The organism is Lentzea sp. NPDC054927 (assembly GCF_053610285.1).
Genome location: NZ_JBSGXZ010000001.1, coordinates 421,999 through 437,898 on the forward strand (window position 1 = coordinate 421,999; position 15,900 = coordinate 437,898).

General features: G+C 68.4%; 17 protein-coding genes. 8 read left to right on the forward strand and 9 right to left on the reverse strand.

What is annotated here, in order from left to right; translation table 11 throughout:
• The first annotated feature begins 47 nt into the window (after positions 1 to 47).
• Both ACWGE0_RS02040 and ACWGE0_RS02045 read left to right on the forward strand, forming a co-directional pair.
• Complete coding sequence (locus tag ACWGE0_RS02040) at positions 48 to 839, forward strand: crotonase/enoyl-CoA hydratase family protein (RefSeq protein WP_452259015.1); 792 nt, start codon at positions 48 to 50, stop codon at positions 837 to 839.
• A gap of 107 nt (positions 840 to 946) precedes the next feature.
• Positions 947 to 1,684: a hypothetical protein gene (locus tag ACWGE0_RS02045; protein WP_452259016.1), complete on the forward strand. Its 738-nt coding sequence runs from the start codon at positions 947 to 949 to the stop codon at positions 1,682 to 1,684.
• 3 nt (positions 1,685 to 1,687) lie between these two features.
• Here the strand turns inward: ACWGE0_RS02045 and kstD are convergent, their stop codons facing one another.
• Genes kstD through ACWGE0_RS02065 form a run of 4 tightly spaced genes read right to left on the reverse strand, consistent with a single transcriptional unit; the run spans position 1,688 to position 6,437 of the window.
• Entirely contained in the window at positions 1,688 to 3,397 is a 1,710-nt protein-coding gene (gene kstD, locus ACWGE0_RS02050) for a 3-oxosteroid 1-dehydrogenase (protein ID WP_452259017.1), read from the reverse strand.
• Entirely contained in the window at positions 3,394 to 3,846 is a 453-nt protein-coding gene (locus ACWGE0_RS02055) for a pyridoxamine 5'-phosphate oxidase family protein (RefSeq protein ID WP_452259018.1), read from the reverse strand. Before ACWGE0_RS02055 ends, kstD begins: the two co-directional genes overlap by 4 nt.
• The gene (locus ACWGE0_RS02060; protein ID WP_452259019.1) at positions 3,839 to 5,368 is read right to left on the reverse strand and encodes an acyl-CoA synthetase; all 1,530 of its coding nucleotides are present in this window, start codon (positions 5,366 to 5,368) and stop codon (positions 3,839 to 3,841) included. The genes ACWGE0_RS02055 and ACWGE0_RS02060 overlap by 8 nt, the downstream gene beginning before the upstream one ends.
• A 25-nt stretch (positions 5,369 to 5,393) precedes the next feature.
• Positions 5,394 to 6,437, reverse strand: coding sequence for an LLM class F420-dependent oxidoreductase (locus ACWGE0_RS02065; protein WP_452259020.1), 1,044 nt, complete (start codon positions 6,435 to 6,437; stop codon positions 5,394 to 5,396).
• A 45-nt stretch (positions 6,438 to 6,482) separates the two neighbouring features.
• Between ACWGE0_RS02065 and ACWGE0_RS02070 the strand changes: the two genes are divergently transcribed.
• Genes ACWGE0_RS02070 through ACWGE0_RS02090 form a run of 5 tightly spaced genes read left to right on the forward strand, consistent with a single transcriptional unit; the run spans position 6,483 to position 10,939 of the window.
• Entirely contained in the window at positions 6,483 to 7,442 is a 960-nt protein-coding gene (locus tag ACWGE0_RS02070; protein WP_452259021.1) for a Zn-ribbon domain-containing OB-fold protein, read from the forward strand.
• 7 nt (positions 7,443 to 7,449) lie between these two features.
• Complete coding sequence (locus ACWGE0_RS02075; protein ID WP_452259022.1) at positions 7,450 to 8,505, forward strand: thiolase domain-containing protein; 1,056 nt, start codon at positions 7,450 to 7,452, stop codon at positions 8,503 to 8,505.
• Complete coding sequence (locus ACWGE0_RS02080) at positions 8,506 to 9,648, forward strand: thiolase domain-containing protein (RefSeq protein ID WP_452259023.1); 1,143 nt, start codon at positions 8,506 to 8,508, stop codon at positions 9,646 to 9,648.
• Positions 9,645 to 10,505: a TIGR03619 family F420-dependent LLM class oxidoreductase gene (locus tag ACWGE0_RS02085; protein WP_452259024.1), complete on the forward strand. Its 861-nt coding sequence runs from the start codon at positions 9,645 to 9,647 to the stop codon at positions 10,503 to 10,505. The genes ACWGE0_RS02080 and ACWGE0_RS02085 overlap by 4 nt, the downstream gene beginning before the upstream one ends.
• On the forward strand, positions 10,502 to 10,939 hold the full coding sequence (locus tag ACWGE0_RS02090; RefSeq protein WP_452259025.1) for a nuclear transport factor 2 family protein: 438 nt from the start codon (positions 10,502 to 10,504) through the stop codon (positions 10,937 to 10,939). The genes ACWGE0_RS02085 and ACWGE0_RS02090 overlap by 4 nt, the downstream gene beginning before the upstream one ends.
• A gap of 48 nt (positions 10,940 to 10,987) precedes the next feature.
• Here ACWGE0_RS02090 and ACWGE0_RS02095 read toward each other — a convergent pair whose 3' ends face one another.
• The gene (locus ACWGE0_RS02095) at positions 10,988 to 12,214 is read right to left on the reverse strand and encodes a cytochrome P450 (protein WP_452259026.1); all 1,227 of its coding nucleotides are present in this window, start codon (positions 12,212 to 12,214) and stop codon (positions 10,988 to 10,990) included.
• 142 nt (positions 12,215 to 12,356) lie between these two features.
• Here ACWGE0_RS02095 and ACWGE0_RS02100 point away from each other — a divergent pair, with 142 nt between their 5' ends.
• Positions 12,357 to 13,484 carry a steroid 3-ketoacyl-CoA thiolase gene (locus ACWGE0_RS02100; protein WP_452259027.1) on the forward strand — a complete coding sequence of 376 codons (1,128 nt, stop codon included), beginning with the start codon at positions 12,357 to 12,359 and terminating at the stop codon, positions 13,482 to 13,484.
• On the opposite strand, the gene ACWGE0_RS02105 is transcribed toward ACWGE0_RS02100, so the two are convergent.
• From ACWGE0_RS02105 to ACWGE0_RS02120, 4 genes are read right to left on the reverse strand one after another with little or no spacing between them, the layout of a single operon-like run.
• Positions 13,468 to 13,857, reverse strand: coding sequence for a hypothetical protein (locus tag ACWGE0_RS02105; RefSeq protein WP_452259028.1), 390 nt, complete (start codon positions 13,855 to 13,857; stop codon positions 13,468 to 13,470). The two genes, ACWGE0_RS02100 and ACWGE0_RS02105, sit on opposite strands and share 17 nt — an antisense overlap.
• A complete protein-coding gene (locus ACWGE0_RS02110) occupies positions 13,818 to 14,237 on the reverse strand; it encodes a hypothetical protein (protein ID WP_452259029.1) in 420 nt (139 codons plus the stop codon). Before ACWGE0_RS02110 ends, ACWGE0_RS02105 begins: the two co-directional genes overlap by 40 nt.
• 10 nt (positions 14,238 to 14,247) lie before the next feature.
• Positions 14,248 to 15,114 carry an SDR family oxidoreductase gene (locus tag ACWGE0_RS02115; RefSeq protein WP_452259030.1) on the reverse strand — a complete coding sequence of 289 codons (867 nt, stop codon included), beginning with the start codon at positions 15,112 to 15,114 and terminating at the stop codon, positions 14,248 to 14,250.
• On the reverse strand, positions 15,111 to 15,878 hold the full coding sequence (locus ACWGE0_RS02120) for an SDR family oxidoreductase (RefSeq protein ID WP_452259031.1): 768 nt from the start codon (positions 15,876 to 15,878) through the stop codon (positions 15,111 to 15,113). Before ACWGE0_RS02120 ends, ACWGE0_RS02115 begins: the two co-directional genes overlap by 4 nt.
• Positions 15,879 to 15,900 lie beyond the last annotated feature (22 nt).

The window sequence follows — 15,900 nt, forward strand, 5'->3', positions numbered from 1 at the left end:
TCTGGACAATCCCCCGTGCGGTCAGACTCGATCCAGGAGGCGCGCGAATGACGACCACGACGGAACCACACGCGTTGGTGGACCTGGTCGGGAACGTCCTGGTCGTCACGATGAACCGCCCGGAGGTCCGCAACGCGTTGTCGGGCCCGATGATGGCGATCATGCGCGAGGCCTGGGACCGCGTGGACAACGATCCCGACGTGCGCGTCTGCATCCTCACCGGCGCGGGCGGTTCCTTCTGCGCGGGCGCCGACCTCAAAGCCATGACGTCCAACCACCCCAGCGAATCCGCCGGGAAGTACGACTTCTCCGTCATCGAACCGCTGCTGAAAGGTCGTCGATTGACGAAACCTCTCATCGCCGCGGTGGAAGGCCCCGCGGTCGCCGGCGGCACGGAAATCCTTCAGGCGACCGACATCCGCGTGGCCGGCGAGAGCGCGCGGTTCGGCGTCTCCGAGGCGCGCTGGGGCCTGTTCCCGCTCGGCGGCTCAGCGGTCCGGTTGCCGCGCCAGATCCCCTACACCGTCGCCGCCGACCTGCTGCTGACCGGCCGGCACATCAAAGCCCCTGAAGCCAAGGAAATCGGCCTGATCGGTCACGTCGTGCCGGACGGCCAGGCGCTCGACAAGGCGATGGAACTGGCCGGACTCATCACGGCGAACGGTCCGCTGGCGGTGCGGGCGATCCTGCAGACCATGCGGGAGACCGAGGCGATGCACGAGAACGACGCGTTCAAAGTGGACGCTCGGCTCGGCATGGAGGTGTTCTCCAGCGAGGACGCGAAGGAGGGTCCGCGTGCCTTCGCCGAGAAGCGGAAGCCGGAGTTCAAAGGCCGTTAGATAGCTGCCCAACCGATTCGTTCGCGTCCGTAACACTTCTCGGCGACCCTCCGAAATGCGTATCAACATCCGCAGTCCGGGGGTCAGTCTTGAAGCACTCTGATGAGTTGGTCGACAACGGTATCGACGGAGACGTCAGCGGCACGTCGTTCCAAGCCAGATCGATCGGCGGGGACGTCTACGTGGGCACGCCCGTCAAGCCGCGGTCCCGCAAGGGTTTGTGGCTGACCGTGCCCGCGACAGCAGCTGTCGTCACCATCACCGCGCTGGCGTGGGAACTGGACGAACCGGGCAACCCAACGCCCGTGGCCACCACCACGGTCGCGACGGACACCGGTACGACGTCGGCACCTGCCGCCACCACCGGCGCACCTGCCCGTTCGACGGCAGCCGGTGCCGCCCGTCCCGCACCGGTGAACCAGGCGCCGCGGCCGTCCGGTGGCGCGCTGGCCACGGTCACACCCCTGCCCACGACCGCGATCACCATCGCGGCGGCTCCCCCGCCCGCGGAGTCCGGCGTGCGGTACAGCGGCACGGTGCCGTTCGGCAGCTACAACCTCGACCTCCCGCAACCCCGCGACATGGACGGCATGAACGTCTGGCCGCTCACCCCCGGCCGCCTGCACGGCGACGAGGGCTACTGGCTCGCGGAGTGGGTCGGCGACGGCGTCCCCGGACGGGACGAGTGCGCCGCCGACCTCACGCAGCGCGCGACGAGGGACGCGGAGAACCTGATCGTCGGCAGCCGGGTGTGCGGGAAGACGCCGGGCGGCCGGATCTTCCTGGTCGAGGTCGTCACGATGGACAGCGCGACGATCACCGGCCAGGTCACCGTGTGGGAGTAGCTCCTAGACGTTGCTGGCCGCGATGTACCCGAAAGTCATGGCCGGGCCGATCGTCGACCCCGCCCCGGCATAGCTGCGCCCCATCACCGCGGAGCTCACGTTGCCCGCCGCGTACAACCCCGGAATCACCGAACCGTCCGGCCGCAGCACGCGGGCACGCGCGTCGGTGACCATGCCGCCCTTGGTACCCAGATCGCCTGGCACGATCTTGAAGGCGTAGAACGGCGGCGCCCACAGCGGTGCCAGGCAGGAGTTCGGGAACACCGCCGGGTCCGTGTAGTAGTGGTCGTAGGCGCTGTCGCCGCGCTTGAAGTCGGTGTCGCGGCCAGTGAAAGCCTGGTTGTTGAACCGGCTGACGGTGGACTTCAAAGCAGCGCCGGGGACGTTGATGGCAGCAGCCAGCCCGTCGAGCGACCAGTTCTTCACGACCGCGCCGGCCTGGTACCACCCGTCCGGCAGCGGCAGGGTGGGTGCGACGTCGGCGAACAGGTACCTGTTGCGGTAGTTCTGGTCGACGACGAGCCAGGCCGGGATGCAGGGCGAGGTGGGGTTCTTGTCGTACATGGTGTGCACGACGTCGCTGTAGGGCGCGGCCTCGTTGACGAACCGCTGGCCCGCCGCGTTGATCATCAGGCCGCCGGGCAGGGTGCGTTCGGCGAGGCAGAAGTACGGCGTGCCGGGCACCGGGATGGCCGGGCCCCACCAGGCGTCGTCCATCAGGTCGAGCGCGGCGCCCGCACGGAGGCCCGCGCGGTGACCGTCGCCGGTGTTCTCCTTGGCGCCGACGGTCCAGGCCGTGCCGATGGGCTGGCGCTGGTACTGGGCGCGCATCGACGCGTTGTGCTCGAACCCGCCGGAGCCCATGATCACGCCACGACGTGCACGAACCAGCCCGCGGGACGTCAGGACTCCCTTGACCGCGCCGTTTTCCACGTGCAGGTCTTCCAACCCCGTGTTCAGCCAGACTGGCACGTTCGCCTGCATCAGACCCGCGCGCAGACCGCCGGCCAGTGCTTGGCCCATCGTCAACGGCTTCTGGCCCGCCAGCGCGGCTGCTGTGCCGCGGGCGAGAGCGGCCGCGGCCGTTGCGGCGCCCTTCGCGTTGACCAGGGCCAGGGCGAGCCACTTGTAGTCGGCGCCGTAGATGACCATGCCCGCGGGGGTGGCGAGGTAGGGCGCGTTGAGGTTCGCCAGTTCCGCGCCGAGGATGCGGCCGTCGATCATCTCCGGCTCGATGGACCGGCCCTTGGCGATGCCGCCGGGGTATTCCGGGTAGTAGTCGCTGTAGCCATCCATGTGCCGGAAGCGCAGCGGGCTGTTGCGCATGACGAACGAGATCATCTGCGGCCCGTACGTCAGGTACGCCTGTTGCCGCACGACCGGGATGTCACCTACGACCGCAGCGAGGTACTGCCGCGCCTTCTCCGGGGTGTCGGGGATGCCGGCGGCGAGGATGACCTCGTTGTTGGGGATCCAGATCCCGGCACCGGACCGGGCGGCGGAACCGCCGTACGTCGGCGCCTTCTCCAGGACCACGCAGCTCAGTCCGCGTTTGGCCGCGGTGAGGGCGGCGGTCATGCCTGCCGCGCCCGCGCCGACCACCACGACGTCGAACTCGCCGATGGGGTCCGCGGACGCGGGCGAGGTCTTCACGAGTCCCGAGGCCAGCGCCAAGCCGGCTCCGGCGAGCACCTGACGGCGGTTCAGGTTCATGGGGTCACTCCCGACATCGTCTTCCGGTGGTCCCAGCTGGCTGTGCGAGTCGGACGGAAGATCACGGCGACGCGCCTGGACATCGCCTTGCGGAGGGCTTCGCGGGCCGTGTCGTCGTCGCCGACCTCACCGAAGTTGCGCGCCACCACGGCGTCCACGACCGGGCCGAGGTCCGTGAACTCGGTGACGCCCTCCATGTGCACGCCGCGCAGCTGGTCGTAGGTCTCCCCCGCCTCGGCCAGCACGCTGCAACGCGGATCTCGTCGCAGGTTCAGGATCTTCTGCGACTTGCGGTCGGTACAGAACACGATCTCGCCGTCCAGCACCGCGAACCACATCGGTGCGAGGTGCGGCAGGCCGTTGCGGCCGATGGTGGCGACGATCAACGTCTTCTGACCGTCCAGGAACGACTCGATCTCGGCCGGCGTCATCTTGATCGCGTCACGCACGGCCCGCACTTCCTTGGCTGCGCAGCTTTCGCTTGTACAGCTTGCCGTTCGGATCACGAGGCAGCTCGGCCATGTACTCGATCGTGCGTGGCAACTTGAACTTCGCCAGCCTCGTGCCGGCGAACTCGAGCAGTTCGCGCGTCAGGTCATCGTCGGGCTCGACACCGTCGGCAGGTTGCACGACGGCCTTGATCTCCTCGCCCCAGTCCGGGTGCGGCACGCCGAACACGGCCACGTCCGCCACCTTGGGATGGCACACCAGCTCGCCCTCGATCTCCGCCGGGTAGATGTTCACGCCACCGGAGATGATCATGTCGTTCTTGCGGTCGCACAGGAACAGGTAGCCGTCCTCGTCCAGATAGCCGATGTCCTGCAACGTGAAGAGCTTGCCCACTCGTGCGGCGCGGGTCTTCTCCGCGTCCTTGTGGTACTCGAAGGTCGCGTCGCCCATCCGCATGTAGACCAGGCCGCGCTCGCCCACCGGCAGCTCGCTGCCGTCCTCGCCCAGGATCTTGATCTCCGACGTCGGCCAGGGCAGGCCGACGGATCCGGGTTTGCGCAGCCATTCCTGGGCGGTGATCGCGGTGCCGCCACCCTCGGTGGCCGCGTAGTACTCGATCACGACCGGTCCCCACCAGTCGAGCATCCGGCGCTTGACCTCGAGCGGGCACGGCGCGGCACCGTGAATCATCGACCGCAACGACTTCAGGTCGTACTTGGCCTTGACGTCGTCGGGCAGCGCCAGCAACCGGTGGAACTGGGTCGGCACCATGTGGCTGTGGGTGACCTCGTACCGGTCGATCAGCCGGAGCATCTCCTCCGGTGCCCAGTGGTCCATCAGCACCGCGGTGTGGCCCAGCTGGATCGAGATGACGACGAAGTTGAGCACCGCCGTGTGGTAGAGCGGCGACCCGCACAGATGCACGTGCCCGTCGTGCGGCTTGATCCCGAAGATGCCGAAGAACCACGGCGCGGACGGCGGAATCACGTCCGGATCCGCACCCGTCAACGGCCTGCGCACGCCCTTGGGCCGGCCGGTGGTGCCGGACGTGTAGAGCATCGGCGAACCGGTCGTGCGGACGTCCGGCCTGCCTTCCTCGCCCTCTCCGAGCTTGGTCAGCGGCTCGAACCCCGCGATGTCGCCGACGGAGAACCGGGCGCTCGCGGGCAGGGTCGCCGAGGCTTCCGTTGCGGCGTCGGCGAACCGTTCGTGCGCGACGAAGGCCTTGGCGCCGCTGTCCTGTACGAGGTATCCGACCTCGGCCCCGGTCAGGTGCCAGTTCGCCATCACGACGTAGAGGCCGGTCTGGTAGGCGGCGAAGTACACCGCGACCAGTTCGGCGCTGTTGGGCAGCATCAGCACGATGCTGTCGCCGGGTGCCAGCCCCAAGGCCTGGAACCCGCGCCCGTACCGGTCTGCAGATGCCGCGAGCTCCGAATAGGTGATCTCGCGACCGCTCGGATCGACCAGCGCGGTCAGGTCCGGCTGATCGGCGGCGATGTTCCAGAGTCCTGTGACCACACCCTCAAAGTAGAACGCGTTTCACCTACTGACAAGCCTCCGACACCGCCTTGATCGATGCCACGTCGCGGCAGCCGACGAGCAGCATCGTGACGCCCGCCTTCTCCCACCGCCCGATCTCCTCGCGGACGTGCTCGGCGGTGCCGACGATGCTGATCTCGGCCACCAGTTCGTCCGGAACCGCTTGCACGGCCTCCTCTTTGCGCCCCGACAGGAACAGCTTGCCGATGTCCCGCACCGCCTCGCCGTATCCCATCCGGGTGAAGACCTCGGCGTGGAAGTTCATACCGGGCGCGCCCATTCCGCCGATGTACAAAGCGACGAACGGCTTGAGCTGGGCACGAACGCTCACCGGATCGTCCGTCACGACGACCTGACAGGTGGCCGCTACCTCGAAGTTCTCCCTACTGCGAGTCGAATCCTGTTGGCGCGACTTCGCGAACCCGTCGTCCAGCCACTCGTCGTACATGCCGGCGAGCCTGGGGGCGTAGTAGATCGCGAGCCAGCCGTCGGCGATCTCCGAGGTCAGCGCGACGTTCTTCGGACCCTCCGCCCCGAGCCAGATCGGCAGGTCAGCGCGCAGCGGGTGGGTGATGGGCTTGAGCGGCTTGCCCAGCCCGAGCGAGCCCGGACCCTGGTAGGGCAACGGGAAGTGCGGACCGTCGTTGGTGACCGGTGCTTCGCGGGCCAGCACCTGACGCAGGATCGAGACGTATTCCCTGGTCCTGGCAAGGGGTTTGGCGAACGGCCGGCCGTACCAGCCCTCCACGACCTGCGGCCCGGACACGCCCAGACCCAGCACGAACCGTCCACCGGAGAGGTGGTCGAGGGTGAGCGCGTGCATCGCGCAGGCGGCCGGTGTGCGGGCCGACATCTGCACGACGGACGTGCCGAGACGGACCCGCTGGGTGTCGGATCCCCACCACGCCAACGGGGTGAACGCGTCCGATCCCCACGCCTCGGCGGCGAACACCGCGTCGAAGCCGAATTCCTCCGCCGCCGCCACGAGTTCGGGGGCGTTCGGGGGTGGCGCGGCACCCCAGTAGCCGAGCTGCAGACCGAGCTTCATGCACCCATCTTGCCACCATTTCGAGAACCTGTTTCACTTTGATCTGTGACACGGCCGCCCAGTACGAAGCCGCTCAGTGCTCCGCTCGACGTGGGCTTCGACTACACGCGCTCGCTCGGCCCGACGCTGGGCCGGTTCCTCTCGGATCTGCGCCGCCGCAAGGTGACGGGGATCCGCGGTTCCGACGGCCGTGTGCACGTGCCGCCGCTCGAATACGACCCGGTGACCGCCGAGCGGTTGACGGAGTTCGTGGACGTGGCGTCGACAGGTGTCGTGCGCGGCTGGTCGTGGATCCCCGAACCACTGGAAGGGCAACCGCTCGACCGGCCGTTCGCCTGGGCGCTGATCCAGCTCGACGGCGCGGACACCGCGTTGCTGCACGCTGTCGACGCGGGAACCCCATCCGCGATGTCGACAGGCGCGCGCGTACGGGTGCGATGGCGTGACGAACGCGTTGGTGCCATCACGGACATCGAGTGCTTCGAGCTCTCCGATGAGGCTTCTGATGATCCGGTTGAAGCCGACGACGTCACGATGGTGACCACGCCGGTGAACCTGCACTACACGCATTCCGCGTCACCGACCGAGGATCCGTTCCTGCGCGGCCTGATGGAAGGCCAGCTGATCGCCCAGCGCTGCCCGGAGTGTTCCAAGGTCTACTTCCCGCCGCGACCGGCCTGCCCCACCGACGGCGTGCCGACGACGGACCGGATCGAGCTGTCCGACCGCGGCACCATCACGACGTTCTGCGTGGTCAACGTGCCGTTCCTCGGCCAGCGCATCCCACCGCCCTACGTCTCCGCGTACGTGCTGCTGGACGGCGCGGACATCCCGTTCCTGCACCTGTTGCTCGGCATCGCGCCCGAGGACGTGCGGATGGGCATGCGGGTGGAGGCGGTGTGGAAGCCGCGCGAGGAGTGGGGTCCGACGATGCAGAACATCGACCACTTCAAGCCTTCCGGCGAACCGGACGCGCCGTTCGACTCCTACTCCCAGCATCTGTGAGGCTCGCGTGCGTGACATTGCGGTAGTCGGCTTCGCGCAGACGCCCTGCGTGCGCGAGACCGACGGCACCACCAACGGTGTCGAGATGCTGGTGCCGATCTTCCACGAGGTGCTCGGCGGGCTCGGCCTGACCAAGTCCGACATCGGGTTCTGGTGCTCCGGCTCGTCCGACTACCTGGCGGGCCGGGCGTTCTCGTTCGTGTCGGCGGTCGACGCGATCGGCGCGTTTCCGCCGATCATGGAGTCGCACGTCGAGATGGACGCGGCCTGGGCGCTGTACGAGGCCTGGGTGAAGCTGCTGTGCGGCGAGGTCGACACGGCGCTGGTCTACGGCTTCGGCAAGTCGTCGGCGGGTCAGCTGCGGCGGGTCATGGCGATGCAGCTCGACCCGTACCTGGTGACGCCGCTGTGGCCGGACTCCCTTGGGCTGGCCGGGATTCAGGCTCGGATGGGCATCGAGGCCGGGCTCTGGGACGAACGTGAGATGGCGTCGGTGGCCGCGCGGAGTCGGGCGGCGGCCGTGTCGAACCCGCTCGCGCAGCTGTCCGGAAACGTCGAGGTCGACGAGCTGCTGGACTCGCCGTACGTCGTGGATCCGTTGCGGCGGCACGACTGCGCGCCGATCACCGATGGCGCGGCGACGATCGTGCTGGCCTCCGGTGACCGGGCGCGGGAGTTGTGCGAACGTCCGGCGTGGATCACCGGCTTCGAGCACCGGGTGGACTCGCCGTCGTTCGGGGCGCGCGACCTGCTGGCGTCTCCCTCGACGGTGGCCGCGGGCAAGGCGGCCGGTGCCGACGGGGTCGAGGTGGCGGAGCTGCACGCGCCGTTCAGCCATCAGGAGATCCTGCTGCGCCAAGCACTCGGGCTCGGTGACGACGTCGTGCTCAACCCGTCCGGTGGCGTGCTGGCCGGCCACCCGATGTTCGCGGCCGGGCTGGCGCGGATCGGTGAAGCGGCACGGCGAGTGCACGACGGATCGGCTTCGAAGGTGCTCGGTCACGCCACAAGTGGGCCTTTGCTCCAACAGAACCTCGTCTGTGTCATGGAAGGACGGGTGTAGATGCGACCGGCAGCAGTGGTCGGCACCGGCCAGACGCACCACGCCGCGAAACGCCTCGACGTGTCGATGGCGGGCCTGTGCCGCGAGGCGATCGACCGCGCAATGGCCGACGCCGGCGTGGACTGGCCGGACATCGACGCCGTGGTGCTCGGCAAGGCACCAGACCTGTTCGAGGGCGTCATGATGCCCGAGCTGTTCCTCGCGGACGCGCTGGGCGCCGTCGGCAAACCGTTGCTGCGCGTGCACACCGCCGGTTCGGTCGGTGGCAGCACCGGCAACGTGGCCGCGTCGCTCGTGCAGTCCGGGGTGCACAACCGTGTGCTGGCGGTGGCGTTCGAGAAGCAGTCCGAGTCGAACGCGATGTGGGCGCTGTCCGTGCCGACGCCGTTCACGATGCCCGTGCACGCCGGCGCGGGTGGTTACTTCGCGCCGCACGTCCGTGCCTACATCCGCCGTGCGAGCGCTCCCGAACACATCGGCGCGATGGTCGCCGCCAAGGACCGCCGCAACGGAGCCCTTAATCCTTACGCGCATTTGAAGCAGCCGGACGTCACTGTCGAGTCGGTGCAGGCCTCGAAGATGCTGTGGGACCCGATCCGGTACGACGAAACGTGCCCTTCCTCGGACGGCGCCTGCGCGGTGGTGATCTCCGCCGAGCCCACGTCGTCGCGGGCCGCGTGGATCCGCGCCACGGCGATGCGCACCGAGCCGACGACGTTCGCCGGACGCGACCAGGTCAACCCGCAGGCCGGTCGTGATGCCGCACGGGCGTTGTGGAAGCAGGCGGGCATCACCGACCCGCTGTCCGAAGTGGACGCCGCCGAGATCTACGTGCCGTTCTCGTGGTTCGAGCCGATGTGGCTCGAGAACCTCGGGTTCACCGACATCGGCCAGGGCTGGAAGCTCACCGAGGCGGGCGAGACCGAGATCGGCGGCCGGCTGCCGGTCAACCCCAGCGGTGGCGTGCTGTCCTCGAACCCCATCGGCGCGTCCGGCCTGCTGCGGTTCGCCGAGGCCGCCATGCAGGTCATGGGCACCGCAGGAGACCACCAGGTGGACGGCGCGCGGGTGGCTCTGGGTCACGCGTACGGCGGTGGTTCGCAGTTCTTCGCCATGTGGGTCGTCGGATCGGAGAAGCCGTGAAGTTCACCGTTGGCATCGCCATGAGCCCGCTCGACCAGCTGACCGAGTTGGCCCAGTGCGCAGAGGAATGTGGCTACGCGTCGATCGCGCTGCCGGACTCGCTGTTCTTCTCGGAGAAGGTCTCCGCGGACTACCCCTACACGCCCGACGGCTCCCGGATGTGGAACGCCGAAACCCCGTGGGTGGACCCGTTCGTCGCCGCCGCCGCGATGGGGGCCGTGACGTCGCGGATCCACTTCTACACCCAGGTCCTGAAACTCGGCTCCCGCAACCCGTTGCTGCTCGCCCGCCAGGTCGGCTCGGTCGCGCACATGACGGGCAACCGCTTCGGGTTCGGCGTCGGTCTCGGCTGGTCGCCGGAGGAATTCGAGTGGTGCGGCGTGCCGTACAAGAACCGCGGCCCCCGCGTGGACGAGATGATCGACGTGCTGAAACTCGTGCTCGGCGGCGGGATGGTCGAGTACCACGGCGACTACTTCGACTTCGATCGGCTGCAGATGTCGCCGGCGCCCACTTCGCCAGTGCCGTTCTACGTCGGCGGCCACTCCGCCGCCGCGTTGAAGCGCGCCGCCCGCGTCGGTGACGGCTGGACGTCGGCCATGATCAAGTTCGAGGAGCTCAAGTCGGTGATCGCCCAGCTCACCGACCTCGGCTGCTTCGAGCGGCCGTTCGAGATCCAGGCCGTGTGCATCGACCGGTTCGGGCTCGACGGCTACAAGCAGCTCGACGAGATCGGCGTGACCGACACGATTGTCGTGCCCTGGCTGTTCTACGGCGTGGGGTTCGACGGCAGCCTGCAGGCCAAGAAGGACGGACTTCGGCGCTTCGCCGACGAGGTGATCGGAGAGTTCGCGTGACCGCAGTGACCTGGACGGCGTCCAAGACAGAAACCCCCGCCCGTGTGGCCTCGTGGCGTTCTATGGAGGCAGTGTCGAGCGGCAAGAAGGACGAATGGCTGGCGTTGTTCGCCGAGGACGCCGTGGTCGAGGACCCGGTGGGGCCGTCGATGTTCGACGCCGAGGGCAAGGGACACCACGGCAAGGAGGCGATCGCGGCCTTCTGGGACCTGGCGATCGCCAACGTCGAACGCTTCGAGTTCGCGATGCACGACTCGTTCGCGGCGGGTTCCGAGTGTGCGAACGTCGGGGTGATCAGCGCGTTTCTGCCGGGCGGGGCGCGCGTCGACACCGAGGGCGTGTTCGTCTACAACGTCGGTGAGGACGGGCTGATCAAGTCGGTGCGCGCGTTCTGGGAGACCGAGCGGGCGATGGCGACCCTGCGCACGGAATGAGCTGAAGCCGAGCCCTCCGCCCCTGCCCCGGGCGGAGGGCTCGGCCGTTCACGCGTACTGGACGCGGAACTCCTTGATGCCGTTCAGCCATCCCGACCGCAGCCGCCGCGGTTCCGCGACCTGCTTGATGTTCGGCATGGCGTCGGCGATCGCGTTGAAGATCAGGTCGATCTCGAGGCGGGCCAGGTTCGCGCCGATGCAGAAGTGCGCGCCACTGCCGCCGAACCCGAGGTGCGGGTTGGGATCGCGGGTGATGTCGAACTTCTTCGGGCTCTCGAACACTTCCTCGTCGAAGTTCGCGGACGAGTAGAACATCCCGACCCGCTGCCCCTGCTTGATCTCCACGCCGCTCAGCACGGTGTCCGCCATCGCGGTGCGCTGGAACGACACCACCGGCGTGGCCCACCGGACGATCTCGTCGCCGGCCGTCGCGGGACGTTGCTCCTTGTACAGCTCCCACTGCTCGGGGTGGTCCAAGAACGCCTTCATGCCGTGCGTGATGGCGTTGCGCGTGGTCTCGTTGCCGGCGACGGCGAGCAACAGCACGAAGAAGCCGAACTCCTCCGACGCGAGCCCGGCGCCGTCCACATCGGCCTGGACGAGCTTGGTGACGATGTCCGCGCGCGGGCACTGGCGGCGGTCCTCCGCCATCGTCCACGAGTAGCCGAGCAGCTCCGTGGCCGCGGCGAGCGGTTCGATCTCGAACTCGGGGTCGTCGTAGGCGATCATCTGGTTGGACCAGTCGAAGATCTTGCGCCGGTCCTCCTGCGGGATGCCGATCAGCTCCGCGATCGCCTGCAGCGGCAGCTCGCACGCCACGTCGCTGACGAAGTCGCCGCTGCCCTTGGCCAGCGCCTCCTCGACGATCCGCTCGGCGCGCGCGGTGAGTGCGCCACGCAGGGCGTTGACCGCTTTCGGCGTGAAGCCGCGGGACACGATGCCGCGCTGCTTCGTGTGCGTCGGCGGGTCCATGTTCAGCAGCAGGAGCCGCTGCATCTCGATGTTGTCGCGGGGCATGTCGTCCTTGAACCGGATGATCGCCGTGTTCTCCCGGCTCGAGAACAGTTCGCTGTTGCGCGAGATCTCCTTGACGTCGTGGTGCCGGGTCACCACCCAGTAGCCGTCGTCGGGAAACCCGCCCTGACCGTGCGGTTTGGAGTTCCACCAGATCGGCGCGGTCTGGCGCAGTTCGGCGAACTCCTCGAACGGCAGCCGACTCGCGTACATGTCGGGGTCGGTGAAGTCGAAGCCTTCCGGGATGCGCGGCTTGCCCACAGGCACCTCCTAGGTGGAACGCGTTCTATCCGATTCAAACACGGTTGTGCCTTGTGTTGAAGCCCCCATACGACCAATCTGGTCATGTACAGGAACGTGTTCTAGTTTCTGGTTCTCGTTTCGCCAGTCTGAGGAGGCTCGCGTGGGCAGTCCGGTGATCGTGGGAGCGGTGCGCACGCCCATCGGCAGGCGCAACGGCTGGTTGTCCGGCCTGCACGCTGCCGAGCTCCTCGGTGCGGCACAACAGGGTTTGCTTGACAGGACCGGTCTCGATCCGTCCACTGTCGAACAAGTCATCGGCGGCACCGTCACGCAGGCCGGCGAGCAGTCGAACAACATCACCCGCACCTCCTGGCTGCACGCGGGCCTACCGCAGACCACCGGCTGCATGACCGTCGACGCCCAGTGCGGCTCCGCCCAGCAGTCCACGCACCTCATCGCCGGACTCATCGCGGCGGGTGCCATCGACGCCGGCATCGCGTGCGGGGTCGAGGCCATGAGCCGCGTGCCGCTGCGGTCGAACATCGGCGACTCCGGCATGCCGCGCCCCGACTCGTGGACGATCGACCTGCCCAACCAGTTCGTCGCCGCCGAAAGGGTGGCGGAGCGGCGTGGGATCGGGCGCGAGGAGGTCGACCGGTTCGGCGTGCAGTCGCAGAACCGGGCGCGGGCGGCGTGGGCCGCCGGGAGATTCACGGCCGAGGTCGTGCCGGTGAAGGTCGGCGAGGACCTGGTGGACACCGATCAGGGGTTGCGGGAGACGTCGCTCGAGGCGCTGGCGGCGTTGAAGCCCGTGGTGCCGGACGGCGTGCACACCGCCGGGACGTCGTCGCAGATCTCGGACGGCGCGTCCGCGGTGATGGTCGTGGACGAGCAGTTCGCGCGGGCGCACGGGTTGCGGCCCCGCGCAAGGATCGTTACGCAGTGCCTGGTCGGGTCGGATCCGTACTACCACCTGGACGGGCCGGTGGACGCCACCGCGCGGTTGCTGGAGCGCAGCGGGATGAAGATGGCCGACATCGACCTGTTCGAGGTCAACGAGGCGTTCGCGTCGGTCGTGCTGTCGTGGGCGGCGGTGCATCGGCCGAACCTGGACCGGGTCAACGTGAACGGCGGGGCGATCGCTCTCGGGCACCCCGTCGGCAGCACCGGGACGCGGCTGATCACCACGGCGTTGCACGAGTTGGAGCGGCGGGACGCGACCACGGCGTTGATCACGATGTGTGCGGGTGGGGCGTTGGCGACCGGCACGATCATCGAACGGATCTGAGGTCCTCGGCCGGGTACGGGGTCCGCCGGCTCTCGTGCTGGAAGCGGCGGTAGAAGTCCTTCATCACCGCGGCCGTCGCGTTGTGGCGACTCAGGATCTCCATGACCCGTGGCGGAACTCCTTGTGAGCGCAGGGCGTATGCGAACCACATGACCAGGTGCGTCGCGGTGTAGTGGCGGTCGTAGTCCTGGTTCTCGGCGAAGAACGCGGTCTCCTCCTCGGACAGGTCGAACCGGGAGGAGATCGCGAGGCCGTAGTCGGCGAAGTACAGGCGCTCGCCGTCGGTCAGGATGTTCTGGAAGTGCCCGTCGAAGTGCAGCAGGCCGTGGGAGTTCATGAACTCCACCCCGGCCGCCATCTCCCGTTCGACCATCTCGCGGTCGATGCCCTCAGCACCTCTATGCAGGGACCCACCTCCGGCCCCCAGTAGTCGACCGCCTGATCAAGTTTCTCGGGCAGCACCTGGCCGGGGTGCGGCAGGACCCGCCACTGGTACATCAGCGGAAAGCCCTCGTGCTCGCCCGCCAGCACCCAGTCCGTCGTCATCGTGTGCACGGCGAGTTCGCGCCAGCGCCGAAGCCCGACGCGCAGATCAACCCGACGCCGTAGTGGGTGTGCATGGGCAGGTCGAAGAGGTTCGCCGCCGATCCCCGATCCGATCGGCTCGGCGCGTTCCACCAGGTCATCGAGTTCGCGGTCGCTGAGCAGCGACAGGGCGGTGGAGACGGCGGCGTAGGAGGTCAGGCGGGTCACATGATCGACGTTACTGGGCTCCGTACACCGGGACCGGGTGATCGTCGGCGACCAGCTTGCGCACGACGCCTCCCAGCTCGTCCGGCGACCACCGTTCGCCCTTGTCGATCTCCGGCCCGCGCTGCCATCCATGCACCACGCAGACCCGTCCGCCGTCGACCTCGAACATCCGGCCGGTCACGTCCCCGGCCTCCTCGCTGCCCAGCCACACGACCAACGGTGAGATGTTCTCCGGGGCCATCGCGTCGAACCCGTCCTCCGGCACCGCCATCGACTCCGAGAAGGTCTGTTCGGTCATCCTGGTCCGGGCGGCGGGCGCGATCGCGTTGACCGTGATCCCGTACCGGGCCAGCTCAGCAGCTGCCACCAGGGTCATCGAGGCGATCCCCGCCTTGGCCGCCGAGTAGTTCGCCTGCCCGACGCTGCCGAACAGTCCGGCGCCCGACGACGTGTTGATCACCCGGCCCGACACCGCGCCACCGGCCTTGTGCACGGCGCGCCAATGCGCGGCCGCGTGGTGCAGAGGCGCGAAGTGGCCCTTGAGGTGAACGCGGACGACCTCGTCCCACTCGTCCTCGCCGCAGCTCACGATCATCCGGTCGCGCACGATCCCGGCGTTGTTCACGAGCACGTCCAGCCCGCCGAACGTCGTCACCGCGGCCTCGACCACGCGCGCGGCGCCGGCCCAGGTCCCCACGTCGTCGGTGTTCACGACGGCCCCCGGCCCGATCAGGGCCGCCACTTCCTTGGCCACCGCCGCGGACAGGTCGTTGACCACGACGCGTGCTCCAGCAGCAGCGAACGCCAGAGCGTGCGCACGGCCGATGCCCCGCCCTGCTCCCGTGACGATGACTACCCGGTCGTCGAGCAACGTCATGACGAACCTCCATCGGTGTCCGCGGCAGAGAGGAACGCGGGTGACTCTCCCCCGCCGTGCACGACCAAAGTCGAACCGCTGACGTAGGACGCCAGCGGAGAAGCGAGGAACACGGCACACGCACCGATCTCGTCCGGCGACGCGAGCCGACCCAACGGCACGGTCCGAGCAACGGCGGCGATGCCTTCCTCCGAGCCGTAATGCAGGTGGGACTGCTCGGTGCGCACCATGCCCACGGCCAACGCGTTGACCCGCACTTTCGGCGCCCACTCGACGGCCAGCGACGCGGTCAGGTTGTCGAGGCCGGCCTTCGCAGCGCCATAAGCAGCGGTTCCCGGCGACGGTCTGCGTCCGCTCACGCTGCTGACGTTCACGATCGACCCACCGGCGGGCTGCGACTGCATCACCGCGTTCGCCGCCTGCGACACCAGCAACGGCGCCAGCAGGTTCAGCTCCACGATCTTCTGGTGGAAGCGCGGCGAGGCCTTGTCGGCCAACGCGAACGGCGCACCGCCGGCGTTGTTCACCACGACGTCCAGCTGGCCGTGTTCAGCGACGAGCTGATTCACCAGCTGGGAAACCTGATCCGCATCCCGGACATCACATGGCATGAAGGAAGCGCCCGTGACCTCTGCGGGACGCCGGGCGCAGGTCACGACCACCGCTCCCGCCGAGAGGAACGCGCGGGTGATCCCGAGTCCGACGCCACGGACACCGCCCGTCACGAGGACGACTGCTCCGTCGAGGTTCAGTTCCACCAGCACCTACCCCGGTCGCTCCGGCGCT